We start from the raw sequence: 19,317 nt of genomic DNA on the forward strand, positions 1-19,317 counted from the left end.
AGCAAAACCCCGGCCGTCCCTTTTCCCCTTTGTGTTGATGGGGTATAACTCCGGTGATTTCACTAAATCACGCACATAACCGATACTGGATACCAAAAAAGATGCCGAAGGCAGCTTCGGCATCTTTTCATGCCTCGAAAGAAGCACAAAAATATTGTATGATACAAAAGAATTCTCTCTTTTCAGAATTGTGTACTTATGGGAAATGAGCTTATAAATATACATTGCAAACAGCAGACATCTATTTTATAATCAAATATAAAAATCGAAATTTATAAAGGAGAATATTGATGAAATTATTTTTATGTTCGCACTTTTCAAGTGTAGGAAGCCTGATAAAGGAAGAAATTGAAAATAAGAAAGTCGCATTTATTCCAACAGCTTCACTGCGTGAAGGCTACACCGGTTATGTCGGCTCGGCTCGAAAATTATTCAAAAAGTTGGGAGCGATCGTAACTGAAATTGATATTTCAACGGAGGCTTATTCAACGATACAGTCTGTTTTTGAAGAAGCAGATGTGATATATTTTACCGGCGGAAATTCTTTCTTTCTTATGGACCAGCTCCGTAAAACGGGAACTGATGGACTGCTGAAAAAGGAATTGGCAAATGGAAAATTGATGATCGGTGAGTCGGCAGGCGCAATTATATGCGCTCCAAGCATCCAATATATCGAGCAAATGGATGAAAAGCCGGAGGACTACTCACAAGAAGATGATGCAGGGATTGATTTGATTGATTTCTATGTTCTTCCGCATTATCTTACAGCACCATTTAAGAAAGTTACCGAGAAAATAATGACTGAGTTTTCGGATTTGAATCTATGCCCAATTAACAACCGTCAGGGAATTGTAATTGATGGTGAAGATTCAAAGGTTATTTGCAACGACTAATTTGAAAATTCCAGTTTGTTGAACTGAATAGCATATTCTGACCGATAGGAGCAAGGTTAAAACCCACCTTGCTCCTTTTCCTATGCTTAGAGTTCCGTCAAATCGACGGAGGGATTGGCGGATAGGCTTATATCAACACAAAAGGTAAAAGGGAACCCCGGCCTTGTCGCTTGACAAAGCCGGGGCTGCTCGGGTATAATATACCCAAGAGGACACTGTTCAGCAGTCAGACCCTCAGTCATCGAAATTTGTTATGATGACCGTTCGTGAGTCAGACGAGCGGTCATCGCGCTTTTATACAGAAGATGTACAGCAGGATTACTGTACATACGAAAAGCTGAAATGCCTTTTTCCGCATTCGCGCCACCTCCTTCCTGCCGCAGACAGCGGGAAAGGAAAGAGGGTCTGACCGCTATGTGAACTTGTCCGTTTCGATTATAGCATATACAATCGAAATCTGTCAATAAGCCGCCTTTTGGGGCGGTTTTTTGCATTTCATGACAGAAAAAAGACGGATACATGCGTCCGTCTCTTGCAGCAAAAAAATAAAAACCGTCTGAAAAGACGGTTGATTGACACAATATGACACGCATGCTATAATCAAAGTGCAAACGGTGAAAAAAGGTTGTTCCTCCCTCGATAAAAAGGGAGGTGATCCGGATGTCAATTTCCGAAACACTGCTGTTGTTTCAGTTGATCACCACGATCGTCTTTGGTATCTTAGGATACATAAAGAAATAACCGCCCCGTAACCGGAGCGGCGTTTCCTCAAACACTTAACTATGGGGAACGACCGCCCGTTACCAGCAGGCCGCCGTTTGTACTTAAGATTATAGCGCAGAGTCCCGGCTTTGTCAAGCGACAAGGCCGGGACTCTGTTGTTTACGCGTCATAGGAAATCAGTCCAAGCTGCATTTTCCAGTCGATGACGCGCACGGAGGAAGCGTGAATCTGTGACTCAGGAATCGTGCCGTCCTGCACGGCAGCAAGCACGGCGTTGTACTGGGTCTCGAAATCCGACGAGGTGAGCATATCATTGCCCGCCTGTACGGCAAGCACCGCCGCGTTTTCGCCGCCGGTGTAATCGCGGATGGCGTCCATGATCAGGTCATCGGTCAGGATTACGCCGTCAAAGCCGAGTTCCTCGCGGAGAATGCGGTGCACCTCGGCTGAGAGCGACGCCGGTCGGTCGGCATCCATGCACGTTACCACATTATGGCTGACGAGAATCGACTGCGCCCCGCTCGCAATGCCCGCCTGAAACGGCAGGAAATCCGACTGCCGGAAGGTGTCCATCGGCCGCTCGTCAATGGCGATGCCGGTGTGCGTGTCCGCGTTATTGCCGTAGCCGGGGAAGTGCTTGAGCACCATGCCGGTCTTGTCGCTGACCATCTGCGTGACCACTGTGCGGACGTATTCGCCGGTCTGCTCGGCGTCCATGCCGAAGCTGCGCGCGTAAATGAAATCGCTCGGGTCGGTCGAAACGTCGCACACGGGCGCAAAATTGACGTTGATACCCAAATCGCGCAGCAGCGCGTCCTTCTCGGCGGTGTCGCTCGTGATGCGGTCAAAGCCGCCCTCGCGGTACAGCGCCTGCGGTGACTGGAATTTCGTGCCGCGCAGATTCGGGTTGGAGCTGACGCGCACGACCGTGCCGCCTTCCTCGTCTACGCCGATGAGCATGGGCGTTTTCGCGGCATTCTGGTAGGCTGTGATGGTATTTGCGACGGATTCTTTAGTCTGGCCGTCAAAATCGCGCGCAAACAGCAGATAGCCGCCGATGTCGTACTGCGCCGTCAGCGCCGCCGCGTCGGTCTCCGGACAGCGCACGAAGAACATCTGCGCGACCTGCTCCTCGAGCGTCAGGCCGTCCGCATATTGCTCCGCCGCCGTCCGGCGGACCTCCTCCGGCGTGGGTTCCGGCTCGGGCTGCTCGACGGTCGGCGCGGACGGCGTTTCGTCCTTTGCGGCGGTGTCCGTGCTGCCGCAGGCCGACAGTCCAGTGCAGAGCAGACCCAGCAGCAGCGCAAGCATTCGTTTTTTCATGTGTGTCACCTCGTTTGCCTACATTATACAAGAAAGCAGGGGAGTTGTAAAGCATAGGGTGAATGTGGTAATATTACAAGGTAGGAGTTTAAGGCAGGAGGATGCGTGAGAGCGGAGAGCGTGTCACTCGTCAATTATCTGCATATGTGCAACCGCAAGGGCGAACCGTGTTCACTCACAAAACGGAAATCCCTAATCCTGTCATTTGTTCTACACAAGAAAGGATGTTCACTATGAACATAACCATACTCTATCCGCACAAACGGAAAACCAAATCGTCCACCTACGGCATTGCACAGATGGTGCTCGACCGCCTGCTTTCGGGCGGCACGCTGCACGAATTTTATCTGCCGCAGGATATGCCGCATGTCTGCGCGGGCTGCTATGCATGCATGAACGGCCGCGAGGACAAGTGCGGCGGGCACGAATACATGCAGAAGCTCATCGCCGCGATTGACGACTCTGAGCTGATCATTTTCTGTGCGCCGACCTACGTTTATCATATTCCGGGGCAGGTCAAGACCCTGCTCGACCACTTTGCGTACCGCTGGCTGGTGCACCGTCCCGACCTGTCGCTGATGTGCAAGCAGGCGCTCATCATCACGACCGCAGCGGGCGGCGGCATGAAATCCACCGTCCGGGATTTGCGCGACAGCATGAACTACTGGGGCATCGGCCGCACGCACGTTATCACGCAGGCCGTCTGGGGATACGACTGGAGCAGCATGCCCGAGAATTTCATGCACAAAATTCAGCAAAAGGTGGAGAAAACGGTTTCTGTCATTCAGAAAAATGCCGGAAATGTCACGCCGTGCGCGAAGGTCAGAAGCCTGTTTTACATGTACCGCCTGTTCCATAAAAAGCGCAAAATGAATCCCGTTGACGATGAATACTGGTATCAAAAAGGCTATGTGACGGGGAAACCTTGGAAAAGAGGACGATAATGGCAACCACAAAAGAATTTCTCGCGGAAATATTAGACCGCCTGTCCGGACTGGACGGCGTAACGCATCGACCCATGATGGGGGAGTACATACTCTATTACAACGGCAGAATCGTCGGTGGAATTTACGATAACCGCCTGCTGGTCAAACCGGTCAAAGCTGCGATAAGCTGCCTTCCGGATGCGCCTTATGAATTTCCGTATGACGGCGCAAAACCCATGCTGCGGGTGACAAAAACCGACGATGCCGCCTTCCTGCAGAAGCTGCTGCGTGCCATGTATGACGAACTTCCGGCACCGAAACCCAAGAAGAAAAAGCAATAAGGAGTGAAAAACATGCACACCATCGGACGTTTTGCACCCAGTCCGAGCGGCCGCATGCACCTCGGCAACGTGCTGTGCGCGCTGCTGGCATGGCTGAGTGCGCGGCAGCAGAACGGCGAATTTCTGCTGCGGATTGAGGATTTGGACGAAATGCGCTGTCCGCGCAGCTTTGCGGATTTAATTATCGACGACCTGCGGTGGTTAGGGTTAGACTGGGACGGCGAAATCCCGTATCAGTCCGAGCGCACGGCTGTTTACGAGAAATATGAGGCGATTCTGCGCGAAAAAGGTCTGCTGTATCCGTGTTTCTGCTCGAGAGCGGCCCTGCACGCCGCAAGCGCGCCGCACCTGTCGGACGGCAGGGTGGTCTACGCCGGAACCTGCCGCGATTTGACACCCGAGCAAGTGGCCGAAAAGCGCAGAAAGCGTGCGCCTGCAACGCGCGTGCGCGTGCCCGAGCGCACCATCACGTTCACGGACGGCGTGTACGGCGAGTATACCGAAACGCTCACCGAGGAGTGCGGCGACTTCATCATCCGGCGGTCGGACGGCGTGTTCGCGTATCAGCTGGCGGTCGTGGTGGATGACGGCCTGTCCGGCGTGACCGAGGTCGTGCGCGGGCACGATCTCATCGGCAGTACGCCGCGCCAGATCTGGCTGTATGAGCTGTTCGGCTTCACGCCGCCGAACTTCATCCATATCCCGCTGCTGTGCGACCATGACGGACGCCGCCTGTCCAAGCGCGATGAGGACCTCGACCTCGGCCTTCTGCGGGAGAAATTCACACCTGAGCAGGTCATCGGCGCACTCGCCTGCGCCGCAGGACTGACCGACACCGCAGAGCCGGTCTCCGCGAAGGAACTCGTCAAAGCGTTTTCGTGGGAGAAGATTCCGAAGCATGAACTCTATTTGCCGAACGTGTTTCGAGATATCGAGAAGAATTGAGAATGAAAAATGGAGAATGGAGAATTACCGTTAGGGTTTTCCGTTCTCCGTTTTTTTATCGGGTGCATATCGTTTGCATTTGATTTTGTGGTACAAATTTTATCACTTGCACAATATTTACCGTAGGGTGCGCCAAGGTGAATTGCCCGAAGGGCAAGAGAAGGTGCCCTGGGGTACGACCCCGGCGCACCGCATGTAAATTCATCTGCAACGGTTATCCCGTAGGGGCGGTCATTGGCCGCCCACGATATGGTTAAATGGGCACGTATCCGAATACAGATTGTACCAACCGTTTGATACGGTGCGCCGAGGTCGTCGCACCCTACGGGATACATTTTATCCAATGGTTTAACCAACATACCATAATACAATATTATACTGTAGGGCGGGGTGCCCTCAGAAGGTGAATTGCCCGTAAGGGCAAGAGAAGCCACCCTGGGGTGCCCCGCCGTGTAAATTATCTGCACACGCATAACCGTAGGGGCGCACAGTGTGCGCCCAAAATCGGCGTTATCGTTGGTCGTGTGTGGGCGAACACTGTTCGCCCCTACGGGATAAATTGTACCAACCGTTTGATACGGTGCGCCGAGGTCGTCGCACCCTACGAATACCTATCGTGAGATAATGCCGATGTTGTAAAATGTGAATTTGGTTTCGATTTTCATAAATTCAATTATTAAACACCGATTCGCCCATCACAATAATTCTCCATTCTCCATTTTCAATTCTCAATTTGCACCGGAAAAATATTTACAAACAGGTCTTGACAAATCTGTATGCTTGTATTATTATCATAGTACAATAAAACGAAAGGAGAGAGCTTATGCAATGGGAATTGCGGGGGGATCGTCCGATCTATCAACAGCTTGTGGAAAAACTGACCGAGCAGATCGTCAGCGGACAGCTTGCGGCGGGTGAAAAGGTACCGCCGGTGCGCGAGCTGGCGGCTCAGGCGGGTGTCAACCCGAACACCATGCAGCGTGCGCTTGCGGAAATGGAGCGCGAAGGCCTGATGTTCACCAACCGCACGAGCGGACGCTATGTAACGGAGGACAGAGAAATGATTGGTAAGGTAAGAGAGCAAATCGCAGGAGAGCGCATCACGGAATTTCTGTCCGGCATGAGCCAGCTTGGCTTCACCGAGCAGGACATTGTGGCGCTTCTGGAGAAACGCAGTGGGGAGGAGAAGAACAATGGATAACAACGAACTGGTTATCTGTCAGGGACTGACAAAAAACTACGGTAAAAAGACCGCGCTCAATAATCTGAATCTGACGCTCGGCCGCGGACAGTTTATCGGTCTGCTCGGCCCGAACGGCTCAGGCAAAACAACGACTATCAAGCTGCTGAACGGTCTGCTGCAGCCGACAAGCGGCTCGGTGCTCATTGACGGTCAGGCGCCGGGCACCTACACGCACAGCATCATCAGCTATCTGCCCGACAAAAACTATCTCAACGATGCGATGAAGGTCAACGACCTGATTTCGTTCTTTGCGGATTTTTACACGGATTTTGACCGCGTAAAGGCAACCGACATGCTGGATTCGCTGCAGATCGACCCGCTCAGCCGCCTGAAAACGCTCAGCAAGGGCAATCAGGAGAAGGTGCAGCTCATCCTCACCATGAGCCGCAAGGCGCAGCTGTATGTGCTCGATGAGCCGATCGCGGGTGTTGATCCGGCGGCGCGCGACTACATTCTGAGCACCATTCTCTCGAATTACAGCGAGGACGCGTCCGTTCTGCTGTCTACGCACCTCATCGCGGATGTGGAGCGTGTACTCGATGAGGTCATTTTCCTCAAGGAAGGCGCGATGGTGCTGCACGATACGGTTGACCATATCCGCGAGGAACACGGAAAATCGGTTGACGCACTGTTCCGGGAGGTGTTTGCATGTTAAAGCTGTTGAAATATGAGTGGAAAGCCTGTGCGCGTATCTGTCTGCCGCTGTACGGCGTGCTGATTCTCATGTCGTTCGTCACGCATCTGCTGTACAGTATCCCGCAGAACAGCACGTTCGGCTTTATGCTGCCGGCCATCAGCTCCATGCTTTATATGGGCGTGATGATGGCGGCGTTTGTGGTAACGGCTGTCATTCTCATCCAGCGTTTTTACAAAAACCTGCTCGGCAGTGAGGGCTACCTCATGTTCACCCTGCCGGTCACGGTGACGCAGCATTTGCTCAGTAAAACCATTATCGCGGTGGTTATGATCGCGCTGAGCGGCATCGCGGCGTTCCTCAGCATCGGCATTTTTGCCGATATGTCCTTCGGCACCCTGTTTGTCGATATGATAAAGGGTGTGGCGCGGAGCGGCGGCCTGCTGTTCGGGCTGGAGCTGCTCGTGCTGGCGGTGCTCGGCATTGCGGACATGGCGCTGTTCGTCTATATGTGCATGGCGCTCGGCCATCTGGCGGGCAAGCACCGCCTGCTGATGTCGGTCGTGTGGTACGTTGTTCTTTCTACCGCAGTGCAGGTTCTCCTGCTTCTGGTGATGATGGGCGGGGGCAATGTCATGCCGGAGGCGCTTGCCGATGCGATGGTACGCTGGCTTGACAGCACCATGCAGACCATCACGCCGATGGATGCGGCGCATCTGATGCTGCGGTTCTGCTGCGTATTCGAACTCATCAGCGATGCGGTGTGTTTCCTTGTGACGCGCTGGATTCTCACGCACAAGCTCAATCTCGAATAACAGAAAAAGGATACACACTTGTGTATCCTTTTTCTCTTGCCTGAACGGTATATCTCTGGTATGATGGAGGTAGTAAAAGGGAGGTGTGTCCTGTGAAATGTCAGCACTGTGGTATCCATTTTGACGACGAGGAACGCGTATGTCCGATGTGCGGCGCACGCGCGGGCAGCAAGGGCCGCATGACGAGACCCGAGCCGAAATGGCGCGGCAAGCCGCGTGAGACCTATACCGAATATCATCCGACGATAGAGAACAGCAGCTCGGCGAAAACGGCGAAGAGCAAGGCGCGTCCCATCAAGGATAAGCCGAAGAAAAACAGCGCAAAGGGTGTGGTGATTGCGATAATTGTTATCGCGCTGCTGCAGCTTGTGCCGACGCTCATCGCGTTTGTGGTGGATGATCTGGTGCCGGAAATCGAGAGCAGCTTCGGAAATTCCCCCGCGCCGGATTACGATTCGGATTACAGCTATGCGGCGCAGGATCTCAGCAGCATTCTCGGCACGGACAGCGGCATGGTGATCGATAACAGCGACACCTTCCGTCTGCACTACGACCAGTCGAACGACGAATGGGCGATTCTGTATACCTCGGCGGACGGCGGCACGTTCAAGAGCACGGCCAGCGCGTGGTGTCTGTACGATGACCCCGACGAGTATTACTATCCGGAGGCGTATCCGTCCGATCAGTACGATATGTACACGGTTGCGTTCACGCTGTACGATACCGAGGCGGTAGGGAGCCTGCCCGACTGGTGTCAGTCCATAGCCGATAGCGGCGACGATATTTGGCTGAATTTGTATGTCAGCAAAACCGATGATACACTGCTCATCGAGGATATGGATGGGATTGGCCTGTTCGGCACAGCAGACCCGGTTCCGTATTATCGGGCGCAGGATGTGTGATTTTGTAAAAAACGTGAAAAACAACAGCCCCGGTTCTGTCACTTGACAAAACCGGGGCGCCGCGCTGTAATATAGCTGCAAACGGCGGCTCGCTGCACCGAGCCGCCGTTCCCAATAGCTGAAGTATTTGAGGAAATGCCGCTCCGGTCTACGGGGCGGTTTTTGTGTTTTACGGGAGAATTTTGTGCATATGCAAAAGAAAAGGGCAGACCCAATGAGTGAGATGATTCAGTGCCGGAGATGCGACCACAAATAAATTGAAATTGATGATGAAAAATGGAGAATTACCGCTTTCCGGTAATTCTCGCAATGGTTTCCGCCACATTTTCCTGATGCACCTCGGCGGGCTTGAACCGCACGGCTGCAAAATTGAGGTTGATCAGCGGACCCAGTCCGACGGCGGAAATAATGGTGCCGACACCGACCGGACCACCGAGAAAAAAGCCGATGACCGTTACGAGCACATCCACGACCGCGCGGCACGCACCGGCAGACCGCCCGAACTTACGCGCGAGCGCGACCATCAGCGCGTCACGGGGGCCGCTGCCGAGCGCACTTTTCATGTAGAGCCAGGTGCCGAGCGCAAGCAGCTCCAGACCGCCGATGAGCATGGCAATGCCGCTCACCAATCCGTGCATCTGCGGGATGAGGTGCGCCGCCTGAATCGCGTCGATTATGACCGCGCAGCCCGCAATGTTGATGATCGTGCCTAAACCGAAGCTCTCACCGAAGAGCACGGCCGTGAGGATGGCTGCCGCGCCTGCGATAGCGGACGCCGTGCCGTAGGTCATGCCGGTTCGCAGCGACATGCCTTGCTGCAGCACGCTCCACGGCTCAAGTCCGACATTTGCCTGCAGCATCATCGCGATGCCGACCGAGCTGACCGCGACACCCAGGATCAGCCAGAACAACCGACGTATGTAATTTTGAACCATAAGAGCAACCTCCTGCTATCAGACTAAAGTGAAGTAAAGTAAAACGGCAAAATCGGAAGAATTTCGCTCCGGTTTTGCCGTTTGAGTTTTAATCTTGTTATTCCGAAGCGGAATTGCTGTCGTCCTTTTTAATCTGGGAAAGATAGCGGTACACACTGGCCTGCGAGCAGTGCAGCGCGTCAGCCACATCCTTGACCGCGCCCTTCAGCAGGAAGATACCGCCGTTTTCAAGCGAAGCAATAATCTGCATGCGCTCGTCCGGTGTGAGACGGTCGGCGGTCACGCCGAGGCGGATGAGTTCGCGGCCGACCGCATCGCCTGCCACCGCGTCGATCGAGTTGTGGAAGCTCTCGGTCGTTGCCGGAACCGCTCGCGGGAACGGATCACCGGGTTCGGCCTGCTGCGGTGCGATATGGTCGTCGATAAAAATATCCGGATGACACAGCCGCAGCACGTTTTCGCTGGCGGCCAAATACCGGCTGTCGTCAAAGTTGATGCACAGCATGCCGACCAGCTTGCCGTTGTGCTTGATGAACATTGTGCTCGAGCGCAGCGTTTTGCCCTCGGCAGAGAGACCGCAGTAGTGCAGACGGTAGTCCTGCGTTTCGTAGCTTTTGTCCATCAGGATTTTGAGCGCCACATTGGTAAGCGGTGCGCCGATCTCCCGGCCGCTGATGTGATTGTTGGCGATGGCTACTATGGAGCGGTTTTTGTCGGTCATATCATGCAGAGCAACCTCATAATCCGGTCCAAGTGCCTGTCCGAGAAATTCTGTCAGCTTGATGTAGTGCTGCAACAGCGGATTAGCCATTTGCCCACCCCGTTTCAAAGAATTTTCTTTGCAGTGCCTTTGATTGCATGGCATTGCCTTTTTATTGGTTTACTCTAATATTATTATAGCTTAACAATGATAAGTTTGTCAAAAAATAAACGCGAATAATTTCTCACAACAAAAATAAAAAGTTATTATGCAAAATAACTAAAATGAGGATAAAGTGCATAAAAAACTTGTGAGAAACCAGTGAACCATACAAAACTTGTTAAAATAATTGACAAGGCGCAAAAACTATGTTAAATTTATATCAAGGAATGAGACACAGGCTGATAAAAAATTACAAAACTGCAGAAAGAGGAATGCAAAGAGATGAGGAGTAGAGAAAGGGAGACTGCCATGAATTCTGATTTTCGAGACAAGCTCTCCAACGCCGCAACAGCGGTTGAGATCACCCTTGGCATGGTGATCCTGATCGCGTGCATCGTGTCCGGTATCGGCATGGTCGCCATGACCGATATGAACAAGCTGTTCGGTGATCCGGCGTATCTGCAGGCGCGCATGAGCTCGGCCTGCCTGATCATCATCGGCATCGAGCTGATCAAGATGATCACCAGCTACACCATCGACTCGGTGGTTGACGTTATGCTCCTCGCCATCGCGCGCCAGATGATCGTCGAGCATACCTCGCCGATCGAGAATCTGATCGCCGTGCTGTCGATCGGCATCCTGTTCGTGATCCGGAAGTATCTGTATATTTCGCGTCTGGACCGCCGCCGCAGCAAGAAGGAGATCGAGGAGGACATCCGCGCAGAGGTTCTCGGCGTGGAGAACTGTAACGAGCCGAAAAAGCCGGAACCGCCCGAGATTGGCTCATTGATTTGACATAAGGAAAATGCATATCACCTGAAAACCGCAGCGCCCGAGAGGGCGCTGCGGTTTTTGTGTGGTTTATTGGTTGCTGGAAGTGTCATCCGGCAGTGAGATTTCTTGGGTCAGATCAATATGGCTTTCTTCGACGGGATTTGGAATATCAGGATGACCAGTATAATAGGCCTGAGATAGCGTACTGTACAGTTCGCTACAGCTTGCACAGATATTTCTGTAAAACGCACTAGATGTTTTAACAGGCTGAGCAATAAAAGGTTCATCAATAAATTGGTCGTTAAATAGAGTAACGCGAACTTTCAGGGATTTGCATGCTTCGGAATCTGACAGGCCACTGCCAACACCGATGATGGCGCCAATACCGCCTGCGAGGATACCGCCGACAATAGCACGACCGACAGGACTACCATTTTGCATAGAGGTCATATCACTGAGCACAGATACATCCTTTATTTGAGAAAAGGAAAAAGTCAGGGTTGATTTCATATTTTCCATTAATACACAGATTTTTTGATGCGTGTCGTCAAAATGCCATCTTCTCCACTGTCTCGTACATGTAAATCCATCAGGATATTTTGAAGGAGTTAAGTTTTTCTGTTCTTCCTTAGCATTTTCATTTATTGATTCAATCCAAAATTTGATTAGTAAAATTGATAATCCTATAATAAGGATGGAGAAAACAATTGCCATAATTACAGTTTGGTTCATCACTTCAGCTCCGTTTCTTTTCTGATAGTATACCACATAACACTACACTTGTAAACCTTTGTAATATACAAACACTACAAATAATCGGGTAGAATAATACAGAGGTATGATAATTATGGATAAAGAAGAAAAGTTTATTATTCGCGCAAAAAAGAGCTATGGAGAGACCTCGGTTGTGTCCTGCCGGATGCCGAATGAGGTGTTAAAACAGCTTGATCGCGTTGCCGCACGCACCGGACGCACACGCAATGAGCTGATCCTAAAGTGCGTGGAATTCGCACTCGACAAGCTGGAAATCGTGGACGAGCCTTAAATTATCTAAATAATAACACCGGCGCAGACTGTTATGGTCTGCGCCGGTGTTTCGTTTTGTGGTGATTGTTTTTTTACGCCCCAAACCGCATCTGCAGGCGCAGCCGGTCGGCAATCATCGAGATAAATTCGCTATTAGTCGGTTTGCCCTTGATGCCCGAAACTGTGTAGCCGAAGTAATTCTGCAGGGTTTCGATGTCGCCGCGATCCCATGCGACCTCGATCGCGTGCCGGATGGCGCGCTCCACGCGGGAGGAGGTCGTCTTGAACTTTTTGGCAATCGACGGATACAGCACCTTGGTGATGGCGCTGACCGACTCGATATCCTCGACCGCCATCATGATGGCCTCGCGCAGATACTGGTAGCCCTTGATGTGCGCCGGCACGCCCACCTGGTGAATCACCTCGGTCACGCGGAGCTCAAGCGCCATGCTTTCCTCGGCCTTGACCGCGCGCAGCTGACCGGTCCGCCACAGGCGGAGCCGCTCGCAGACCGCCTGCGGCTCCATCGGCTTGCGCAGGAATAGATCCACGCCGAGCGCCGCGCATTCCGCGCCGATCTGCGGACTTGCAAACGCCGAGAATACCATCACTGCCGGATGCGGTCCGTCCTGTTCGTGCAGGCGGCTGAGCACGCTCATGCCGTCCATCACCGGCAGCATCAGTTCAATGATAAGTACATCCGGCCGCAGCTCATTGACCGCGGAAAGTGCCTTTTCGCCGTTTTCCGCAATGCCGACCAGCTCAAAATCGTCCGCACTGTCCAGTACCGCCGACATACGCGCGCAAAATTCGGTGTCGTCGTCTGCAAGTAAAACTCTAATTTTCTCATCCATATGTCATAACCAGCTTTCCGATAAAGTTTATCTCTTTTTCTTGGCAATAGATTACCATATACTACCATAACTTGCAAGACCTTTTGTAAAAATATGGACAGAAAATTGCAGACAGAATTCGACAAAATCTGTCGATTTACCCGAAACGATCGGTCAGACCGACCGCTTTTGCAATTCCCGCATATTTTCAAAATTCCCCGGAAATAGACAAAATACAAGCAAAACTGCGGTTTTCGACAATAAAACAGTGGCGATTAACCCAAAAGAAAGGGCGCACAATGTGCGCCCTGCGGAAATGGTAAGCCATTGCAAAACTCCTGCCTGTGCGAATTCTTCACTCTTTCTGTCAGCTTGCCGCCAGCATTTTCTCCATCGAAATTCCGTACCCTTCCATCGGATTATCGACCAGCACATGCGTTACCGCGCCGATCAGCTTGCCATTCTGCAGAATCGGACTGCCGCTCATGCCCTGCACGATGCCGCCGGTTTTCTCCGCAAGCTGCGAATCGGTCACGCGGAGCATCATGCTGCGCCCGTATTCGTCGTTCGCCGGATAGAGCTTGACGATCTGGACAGAATAACGCTGCACGCTGTCACCGTCCACGTTGGACAGGATTTCCGCGTCACCGATTTTGATTTCGTCTGCCGACGCGACCGGCACGCACTGCAGCTCGCTGTACAGTGAATCGTCTGTCATGGTGCCGAAAATGCCGCTTTCTGTGTTCTGCGCCACGGTTCCGAGCGGTTTTTCGGTCGAAAATTCGCCCTGCAGCGAACCCGGTTCACCCGCCTTGCCGCGCTGCACACTGCTCACCGTCGAGTGAATGATCGTGCCCTCCTGCAGCGGCAGCAGCACACCGGTCTCGCTGTCGCAGATGCCGTGACCGAGCGAGCCGAACGCGCCGGTCTGCGGGTCAACGTAGGTCAGTGTGCCGATTCCTGCCAGACTGTCGCGCGCGAGCACGCCGATGCGGTATGCACCGGTTTTGTCCCGGCACGGCGTCACCGTGACGCTTTTCTCCGCGTCTCCGCGCTCGAGCGTTAGCTTGATCGGCTGTCCCGCCGAGAGCGCGACCTGCTTCTGCAGATCGTCGTTCGAGTGCAGCGCGGTCTCACCGGCGCGGCACAGCACATCGCCCTCCTGCACGCCCGCCTCCTTCGCAGGGGAGCGCGTGCCGTCCGCGCCCTGCACCTCGGTCAGCTGCACGATCAGCACGCCCTCCGCCTGCATTTTGATGCCGACCGTGTGCCCGATCGGGATGACCTCGGCGATTTTTGCCGCCTGCGCGGAAACTGTCACCGCAAACAGCAGGAACAGGGCAAGCACCGTGCGTTTTGCGTGATTTTTTTGCATTTTTTCACCTCCGCTATTACTATGCCGCACGGAGCATGAAAACAACGCTGAGAACCTTTTCTATTCTTCCGGACATTTGGCGGCGCGGAAATTCTCTGGGTACGGAAAGGTTTTCCGGGAACGCAAAACGGCAGTTTCTCTGTGAAAAATGAGAGAAACTGCCGCAATTAGCAATGATTTATTCTGCTTTTGCAGGTGCACAATGACCGAGGAACGATGCTACCGCACGGGCGAGCACGCCGCCGACCGCACAGCCGACGATAATTTCGATCAGACCCTGCACGCCGACCAGTGCAACCACGAAGGACAGCGGGTTAGCCACGCCGAGAGAGGCAACGCGCTCCTGAATGTAGTCGGTCTTGTAGAACACCAGAACAATGTAACCCATGAAGAAAATGGTATTCAGCAGCGGCGCGGACATCGCACCGACAAAATAGCTCCAGCTCTTCTTGCGGTCCACGCGGCGCAGCACGCGGAACAGCAGGCCGACGCACCAGCCCATCAGCACGCGCATGACAACGCACAGAACGAAGGTGTTGATCGGGCTGATCTGGAAAAATACGCTTGTCATAGCCGACACGCCGGTGATGGCGTCCTTCATGCTGACCAGACCGAATACGCCGCCGAGAATTGCACCGGCGGTCGGACCCATGTTCATCGCGCCGACAGCGATCGGCACGGTCAGGAACGACATGTACAGCGGACCGACTGGCACGCTGCCCAGACCCATCAGCTTCATCACGACCTCGATCGCCGCAAGCAGCGCCAGCTGCGCGAGATACCGTACATTGGTAGTTTTGTTATTCATTTGTAATTCCTCCTGCTGCCGTCCTGCTTTGACAGGTACAGCGCAATACAAAAATTGTGGTGGTCAGCGATAGAAATTCGCTGCCAAATCTCTTTCAACCCCGATTTTTCTTCCAAATCAGGTGCAGACCATCGAGCACAAGGCTTTCATCGTACTCGAACGGGATACGCAGATAGGGAGTGACGAGCGGCGCAAGCTCTCCGGTGAGCACGACGTAGGGCGTTTCTCCGAGCGCTTCCGCAAAGCGTTCGACCATGCCGTCCACGAGCGACGCCGCACCGTAAACCGCGCCGACGCGCATGGCATCGACCGTGTTCCGGGCGAGAATGCCCTCGTCCTTGGCGTCGATGGCGACCGCCGGAAGCTGCGCTGCCTGCTCGCGGAGCGCGAGCAGACTCAGCTGCACGCCCGCCGTGATGGCCGAGCCGACCAGCGCACCGGACCCATCGAGCGCGGTGAACGTGGTCGCGGTGCCGAGCGTAACCGCCACGCACGGCAGCTTTCCCTTGGCACGGGCGGCCACCGCAGCGGCTACGCGGTCCGAGCCGACCTGCCGCGGCTGCTCGGAGCGGATGTTGAGTCCGGTCTTGACGCCGCTCGATACCTCGATGACATCGCGGATGCCGAGCAGGCGCAGCGCACCCTCGAGCACGCCGACCATGCTTGGAACGACCGAGCTGACAATACCGCCGTGGATGCGGCGCACGTTCACGCCGTACAGCAAAAGCACCTGCTGCAGCTTGCAGGCGTAGTCGTCGCGCGTCAGCTTAGGCTCGGTTGCGATGGAGGCAGAAAAAACCTGTCCGTCCTCCTCATAGCCGCCGAGCAAAACGCGGCTGTTTCCTGCATTGACTGCAATCAGCATGGTGTGTCTCCTTTTCTGCATAGTTTACCACTATTATAAGACATTGAAAACCGTATTGCAAGGGGAGAGGCATACATTTTCGCCTTATTTCGGCAGCATGATCGGCGCGGCGAGCAGCGTCCACAGCACGGCGTATTTCGGGCAGATCTGCCCTTGAACGTTGCCGAATTCATGCGAGTAATCCCACACGCGCAGCCGGAAATGCCGGTTGACCGTGCAGCCGACCACATATTCCGCCGCCGTGATGCATGCCGCGCCGCACAGGCAGCGGGAGAGCGGGTTTTCCTCGTGTACGCGCCGCCGCAGCTGCCGCAGACCGACCAGAACCGCACCGCCGGTCAGCGCCATCGTCCAGTGGGTGCGTCCGCGCCAGAGAAGCTCAAGCGCGGCATAGCCGGCCGCGCCCAGCGCAAAGACTGCGGGAGTTTGGAGTTTCATTTTCATCACCGCATTTATTTTACCCGGAAGGGCGGGATTTACGCAAGGGAGGAGTAATTGAGAATGGAGAATGAGCGTGGAGATTTGGCATTTTCCATTCTCAATTTGGCATACGCGCAAAATAAAAAGGAGAGAGCACAGCGCTCTCTCCTTGAATACAGCAAAGGGATCAGTCCTCCCTTTTACCTTTTGTGTTGATATAAGCCTATCCGCCAATCCCTCCGTCGATTTGACGGAACTTTAAGCATTGGAAAAGGAGCAAGGTGGGTTTTAACCTTGCTCCTATCGGTCAGAATATGCTATTCAGTTCAACAAACTGGAATTTGTCTGATTAGCAATTATCTTTTGCAATTTATAACTGCATCAAAAAGAATACCAGTACACTCGAGAGTATTGTTACTGTCCCCATTATGATAAACATCATGGAAGTAAAACTTTTTGAAATTGGTCTATCAACATAGCACTTTTTAGGATTGTTTGGATTATAATAAACTGTCATCTTACTGTTGATAGGCCACAACTGCTCCGCAAATTGACGCAAATTTGCAATAGCTCCAGTTTTTACATGTAGCCATCCTTTTTCATCTTCATAGACTTCTGATTTCATCGGTGCAGGTACTCCTGATAGTTGCGTTGTTATAATTCCTCGAAATTTTTTCTTTGCTTTATAACAAGTTCCATTCACAAAGTACTCAACGATTGGGTACACTCTTCCATTTCCAGGAAACCCATATTGTTTAACAATACCGTCTGTCTTTTTTGTACACAATTTATTCTGTCTTTTTACAATGATATTGAAAATAACTCCTAGTAGAACTAATATTACACCAAGACCTCCAACTGTCATCAATTCTAACCATGCAATTTGTATTTCAGCCATAGTTTCATCACCTCAAGTTCCGATTTTTATATTTGATTATAAAATAGATGTCTGCTGTTTGCAATGTATATTTATAAGCTCATTTCCCATAAGTACACAATTCTGAAAAGGGAGAATTCTTTTGTATCATACAATATTTTTGTGCTTCTTTTGAGGCATGAAAAGATGCCGAAGTTGCCTTCGGCATCTTTTGGGTATCCGGTATCGGTTATGTGCGTGATTTAGTGAAATCACCGGAGTTATACCCCATCAACAAAAAGGGTAAAAGGGACGATCAGTCTTCCAGCTTGACACGAGCCTCAAGGTACTTTCTCCGCTCCTCGAAACCCGATCTGCCCAGAAGTGCAAACATATTCTTCTTATAATCCTCAACACCCGGCTGATTGAACGGATTTACGCCGAGCAGGTAACCCGAAATGCCGCAGGCCTTCTCGAAGAAGTAGACCAGATAGCCGAAATGCCAAGCGTCCGTGCGGTCGATCTCAATGATGATATTCGGCGTGCCGCCGTCCATGTGGGCGATCAGCGTGCCCTCGTACGCCTTCTGGTTGACGTGCTGCACGGTCTGACCTGCCAGATAATTCAGGCCGTCGATGTCCTCTTCGGTATGCTCGATGGTAATCTCGGAGCGCGGCTCCTTGACCCACAGCACGGTCTCGAACATGATGCGCGAGCCGTCCTGAATGAACTGACCGATGGAATGAAGGTCGGTGGAGAAATTCGCTGAGGTGACGAACAGACCCTTATGGTCCTTGCCCTCGGACTCATCGAACAGCTGCTTGAGCCATTCGCCGAGCATGACGAGCGACGGCTCGTAGTTTACCATGATCTCCATGGATTTGCCCTTGAACAGCAGCAGATTGCGCAGTGCCGCATAGCGCGCGCAGTCGTGCAAGGAGCCATGAGAATAGTTCTCGCGGGCGGCGGCAGCGCCTGCCATCACCGCGTCAATGTCCAGACCGGCTGCAGCCATCGGCAGCAGACCGACCGGCGTGAGCACCGAGAAACGGCCGCCGATGTCATCCGGCACAATAAAGGTCTCGTAGCCCTCGTCATCCGCCAGCTTTTTGAGCGCGCCGCGCTCCTTATCCGTCGTGGCGAAAATGCGCTCGCGCGCCCCCTCCTTGCCGTATTTGCTTTCGCACAGCTTTTTCAGCTCGCGGAAGGCGATGGCAGGCTCGGTGGTCGTGCCCGACTTCGAGATGATGTTGATGCAGAAATCGCGGTCACCGATCATCTTGATAATGTCGTTTAAGTAGGACGACGAAATGTTGTTGCCGGCAAAGTACACCTCCGGAATGCCCTCCGGGCGGGTCTGGTTGTAGAACTGACCGTTTACGAACTCGATGGCTGCCCGTGCCCCTAAATACGAGCCGCCGATGCCGATGACGATCAGCACATCGCAGGTCTGCTGAATCTTCTTTGCCGCCTGCTTGATGCGCGCAAACTCGTCCCGGTCATAATCCACCGGCAGATTCAGCCAGCCAAGAAAATCGTTTCCGGCGCCGGTGCCGTTCACGAGCGTGTCCTGCGCTGCCGCGACCTGCGCGGTGTAGTCCGCAATCTCAGCCTCGGTTCGGACAAATCGCCGGAGACCGGTCAGTTTCAGTTTAATTCCCATTACTGCATTTCCCCTTTTGTTATTTCCTCCAAGCCATTTGGCGGGATTTGCTCTCCCTCATGTATCTAAGTATAGCATACTGACGGGAAAAGGCAAGCGTTTTGTTCAAACCTTACAAAAACTTTATCTGCTCGACTGTTTATGACAGGTAATTT

21 protein-coding genes are annotated in these 19,317 nt (G+C 52.9%); 10 read left to right on the top strand and 11 right to left on the bottom strand.

Translation table 11 applies throughout. The annotated features are described in order from the left end of the window. Window positions 1–290 precede the first annotated feature (290 nt). Window positions 291–893 (top strand): Type 1 glutamine amidotransferase-like domain-containing protein, encoded by a 603-nt coding sequence (locus tag IEY11_RS02255; RefSeq protein WP_118730344.1) that lies wholly within the window; start codon window positions 291–293, stop codon window positions 891–893. 882 nt (window positions 894–1,775) lie between these two features. Here the strand turns inward: IEY11_RS02255 and IEY11_RS02260 are convergent. Continuing rightward, window positions 1,776–2,939 (bottom strand): glycoside hydrolase family 3 protein, encoded by a 1,164-nt coding sequence (locus IEY11_RS02260; RefSeq protein WP_188885637.1) that lies wholly within the window; start codon window positions 2,937–2,939, stop codon window positions 1,776–1,778. A 233-nt stretch (window positions 2,940–3,172) separates the two neighbouring features. Between IEY11_RS02260 and IEY11_RS02265 the strand changes: the two genes are divergently transcribed. The 7 genes from IEY11_RS02265 (at window position 3,173) to IEY11_RS02295 (ending at window position 8,745) form a co-directional block, all read left to right on the top strand. Then, window positions 3,173–3,883: a flavodoxin family protein gene (locus IEY11_RS02265; RefSeq protein WP_188885638.1), complete on the top strand. Its 711-nt coding sequence runs from the start codon at window positions 3,173–3,175 to the stop codon at window positions 3,881–3,883. Beyond that, window positions 3,883–4,206 carry a TfoX/Sxy family protein gene (locus IEY11_RS02270; RefSeq protein ID WP_188885639.1) on the top strand — a complete coding sequence of 108 codons (324 nt, stop codon included), beginning with the start codon at window positions 3,883–3,885 and terminating at the stop codon, window positions 4,204–4,206. Before IEY11_RS02265 ends, IEY11_RS02270 begins: the two co-directional genes overlap by 1 nt. Before the next feature lie 12 nt (window positions 4,207–4,218). Next, window positions 4,219–5,151, top strand: coding sequence for a tRNA glutamyl-Q(34) synthetase GluQRS (gene gluQRS, locus IEY11_RS02275; protein WP_188885640.1), 933 nt, complete (start codon window positions 4,219–4,221; stop codon window positions 5,149–5,151). 823 nt (window positions 5,152–5,974) lie between these two features. Further along, complete coding sequence (locus IEY11_RS02280; protein ID WP_117492165.1) at window positions 5,975–6,352, top strand: GntR family transcriptional regulator; 378 nt, start codon at window positions 5,975–5,977, stop codon at window positions 6,350–6,352. After that, window positions 6,345–7,049 (top strand): ABC transporter ATP-binding protein, encoded by a 705-nt coding sequence (locus tag IEY11_RS02285; protein ID WP_110435051.1) that lies wholly within the window; start codon window positions 6,345–6,347, stop codon window positions 7,047–7,049. Before IEY11_RS02280 ends, IEY11_RS02285 begins: the two co-directional genes overlap by 8 nt. Then, on the top strand, window positions 7,043–7,843 hold the full coding sequence (locus tag IEY11_RS02290) for a hypothetical protein (RefSeq protein ID WP_188885641.1): 801 nt from the start codon (window positions 7,043–7,045) through the stop codon (window positions 7,841–7,843). Before IEY11_RS02285 ends, IEY11_RS02290 begins: the two co-directional genes overlap by 7 nt. A gap of 92 nt (window positions 7,844–7,935) precedes the next feature. Then, on the top strand, window positions 7,936–8,745 hold the full coding sequence (locus IEY11_RS02295) for a hypothetical protein (RefSeq protein ID WP_188885642.1): 810 nt from the start codon (window positions 7,936–7,938) through the stop codon (window positions 8,743–8,745). 284 nt (window positions 8,746–9,029) lie between these two features. On the opposite strand, the gene IEY11_RS02300 is transcribed toward IEY11_RS02295, so the two are convergent. Both IEY11_RS02300 and IEY11_RS02305 read right to left on the bottom strand, forming a co-directional pair. Further along, on the bottom strand, window positions 9,030–9,680 hold the full coding sequence (locus IEY11_RS02300; RefSeq protein ID WP_188885643.1) for a YczE/YyaS/YitT family protein: 651 nt from the start codon (window positions 9,678–9,680) through the stop codon (window positions 9,030–9,032). Window positions 9,681–9,777: 97 nt separating this feature from the next. Beyond that, window positions 9,778–10,491, bottom strand: a complete 714-nt coding sequence (locus tag IEY11_RS02305; protein WP_116704584.1) for a helix-turn-helix transcriptional regulator — start codon at window positions 10,489–10,491, stop codon at window positions 9,778–9,780. Window positions 10,492–10,851: 360 nt separating this feature from the next. Between IEY11_RS02305 and IEY11_RS02310 the strand changes: the two genes are divergently transcribed. After that, window positions 10,852–11,337 carry a phosphate-starvation-inducible PsiE family protein gene (locus tag IEY11_RS02310; RefSeq protein ID WP_118478520.1) on the top strand — a complete coding sequence of 162 codons (486 nt, stop codon included), beginning with the start codon at window positions 10,852–10,854 and terminating at the stop codon, window positions 11,335–11,337. Window positions 11,338–11,403: 66 nt separating this feature from the next. On the opposite strand, the gene IEY11_RS02315 is transcribed toward IEY11_RS02310, so the two are convergent. Continuing rightward, window positions 11,404–12,048, bottom strand: coding sequence for a hypothetical protein (locus IEY11_RS02315; protein WP_188885644.1), 645 nt, complete (start codon window positions 12,046–12,048; stop codon window positions 11,404–11,406). A 115-nt stretch (window positions 12,049–12,163) separates the two neighbouring features. On the opposite strand from IEY11_RS02315, the gene IEY11_RS02320 reads away from it, so the two are divergent. Then, window positions 12,164–12,361, top strand: coding sequence for an Arc family DNA-binding protein (locus IEY11_RS02320; protein ID WP_158574392.1), 198 nt, complete (start codon window positions 12,164–12,166; stop codon window positions 12,359–12,361). 73 nt (window positions 12,362–12,434) lie between these two features. On the opposite strand, the gene spo0A is transcribed toward IEY11_RS02320, so the two are convergent. The 7 genes from spo0A to IEY11_RS02355 form a co-directional block, all read right to left on the bottom strand. Then, window positions 12,435–13,196, bottom strand: a complete 762-nt coding sequence (gene spo0A / locus IEY11_RS02325) for a sporulation transcription factor Spo0A (RefSeq protein ID WP_118360776.1) — start codon at window positions 13,194–13,196, stop codon at window positions 12,435–12,437. Window positions 13,197–13,542: 346 nt separating this feature from the next. Then, window positions 13,543–14,550, bottom strand: a complete 1,008-nt coding sequence (gene spoIVB, locus IEY11_RS02330; protein WP_188885645.1) for a SpoIVB peptidase — start codon at window positions 14,548–14,550, stop codon at window positions 13,543–13,545. A 178-nt stretch (window positions 14,551–14,728) separates the two neighbouring features. After that, on the bottom strand, window positions 14,729–15,358 hold the full coding sequence (locus IEY11_RS02335) for an ECF transporter S component (RefSeq protein WP_188885646.1): 630 nt from the start codon (window positions 15,356–15,358) through the stop codon (window positions 14,729–14,731). Between the two features lie 94 nt (window positions 15,359–15,452). Then, the gene (locus IEY11_RS02340) at window positions 15,453–16,223 is read right to left on the bottom strand and encodes a type III pantothenate kinase (RefSeq protein ID WP_158574677.1); all 771 of its coding nucleotides are present in this window, start codon (window positions 16,221–16,223) and stop codon (window positions 15,453–15,455) included. 84 nt (window positions 16,224–16,307) lie between these two features. Continuing rightward, a complete protein-coding gene (locus IEY11_RS02345; RefSeq protein WP_243022773.1) occupies window positions 16,308–16,661 on the bottom strand; it encodes a putative ABC transporter permease in 354 nt (117 codons plus the stop codon). A gap of 352 nt (window positions 16,662–17,013) precedes the next feature. Continuing rightward, a complete protein-coding gene (locus IEY11_RS02350) occupies window positions 17,014–17,541 on the bottom strand; it encodes a DUF3592 domain-containing protein (RefSeq protein WP_188885647.1) in 528 nt (175 codons plus the stop codon). Between the two features lie 274 nt (window positions 17,542–17,815). Continuing rightward, window positions 17,816–19,162, bottom strand: coding sequence for a glucose-6-phosphate isomerase (locus tag IEY11_RS02355; RefSeq protein ID WP_188885648.1), 1,347 nt, complete (start codon window positions 19,160–19,162; stop codon window positions 17,816–17,818). Between the last annotated feature and the right edge of the window lie 155 nt (window positions 19,163–19,317).

It is taken from the genome of Butyricicoccus faecihominis, from assembly GCF_014648015.1.
In the GTDB taxonomy this organism is placed as follows: Bacteria; Bacillota; Clostridia; order Oscillospirales; family Butyricicoccaceae; genus Agathobaculum; species Agathobaculum butyriciproducens.

What these genes read in the sequence shown, in the direction of transcription:
- IEY11_RS02300 (WP_188885643.1), bottom strand. Translation starts at nt 9,680, where the DNA reads ATGGTTCAAAATTACATACGTCGGTTGTTCTGGCTGATCCTGGGTGTC.
- IEY11_RS02315 (WP_188885644.1), bottom strand. Translation starts at nt 12,048, where the DNA reads ATGAACCAAACTGTAATTATGGCAATTGTTTTCTCCATCCTTATTATA.
- IEY11_RS02255 (WP_118730344.1), top strand. Translation starts at nt 291, where the DNA reads ATGAAATTATTTTTATGTTCGCACTTTTCAAGTGTAGGAAGCCTGATA.
- IEY11_RS02285 (WP_110435051.1), top strand. Translation starts at nt 6,345, where the DNA reads ATGGATAACAACGAACTGGTTATCTGTCAGGGACTGACAAAAAACTAC.
- IEY11_RS02280 (WP_117492165.1), top strand. Translation starts at nt 5,975, where the DNA reads ATGCAATGGGAATTGCGGGGGGATCGTCCGATCTATCAACAGCTTGTG.
- IEY11_RS02270 (WP_188885639.1), top strand. Translation starts at nt 3,883, where the DNA reads ATGGCAACCACAAAAGAATTTCTCGCGGAAATATTAGACCGCCTGTCC.
- IEY11_RS02310 (WP_118478520.1), top strand. Translation starts at nt 10,852, where the DNA reads ATGAATTCTGATTTTCGAGACAAGCTCTCCAACGCCGCAACAGCGGTT.
- IEY11_RS02265 (WP_188885638.1), top strand. Translation starts at nt 3,173, where the DNA reads ATGAACATAACCATACTCTATCCGCACAAACGGAAAACCAAATCGTCC.
- IEY11_RS02355 (WP_188885648.1), bottom strand. Translation starts at nt 19,162, where the DNA reads ATGGGAATTAAACTGAAACTGACCGGTCTCCGGCGATTTGTCCGAACC.
- IEY11_RS02260 (WP_188885637.1), bottom strand. Translation starts at nt 2,939, where the DNA reads ATGAAAAAACGAATGCTTGCGCTGCTGCTGGGTCTGCTCTGCACTGGA.
- spo0A (WP_118360776.1), bottom strand. Translation starts at nt 13,196, where the DNA reads ATGGATGAGAAAATTAGAGTTTTACTTGCAGACGACGACACCGAATTT.
- IEY11_RS02290 (WP_188885641.1), top strand. Translation starts at nt 7,043, where the DNA reads ATGTTAAAGCTGTTGAAATATGAGTGGAAAGCCTGTGCGCGTATCTGT.
- spoIVB (WP_188885645.1), bottom strand. Translation starts at nt 14,550, where the DNA reads ATGCAAAAAAATCACGCAAAACGCACGGTGCTTGCCCTGTTCCTGCTG.
- IEY11_RS02340 (WP_158574677.1), bottom strand. Translation starts at nt 16,223, where the DNA reads ATGCTGATTGCAGTCAATGCAGGAAACAGCCGCGTTTTGCTCGGCGGC.
- IEY11_RS02345 (WP_243022773.1), bottom strand. Translation starts at nt 16,661, where the DNA reads ATGAAACTCCAAACTCCCGCAGTCTTTGCGCTGGGCGCGGCCGGCTAT.
- IEY11_RS02335 (WP_188885646.1), bottom strand. Translation starts at nt 15,358, where the DNA reads ATGAATAACAAAACTACCAATGTACGGTATCTCGCGCAGCTGGCGCTG.
- IEY11_RS02305 (WP_116704584.1), bottom strand. Translation starts at nt 10,491, where the DNA reads ATGGCTAATCCGCTGTTGCAGCACTACATCAAGCTGACAGAATTTCTC.
- IEY11_RS02350 (WP_188885647.1), bottom strand. Translation starts at nt 17,541, where the DNA reads ATGGCTGAAATACAAATTGCATGGTTAGAATTGATGACAGTTGGAGGT.
- gluQRS (WP_188885640.1), top strand. Translation starts at nt 4,219, where the DNA reads ATGCACACCATCGGACGTTTTGCACCCAGTCCGAGCGGCCGCATGCAC.
- IEY11_RS02320 (WP_158574392.1), top strand. Translation starts at nt 12,164, where the DNA reads ATGGATAAAGAAGAAAAGTTTATTATTCGCGCAAAAAAGAGCTATGGA.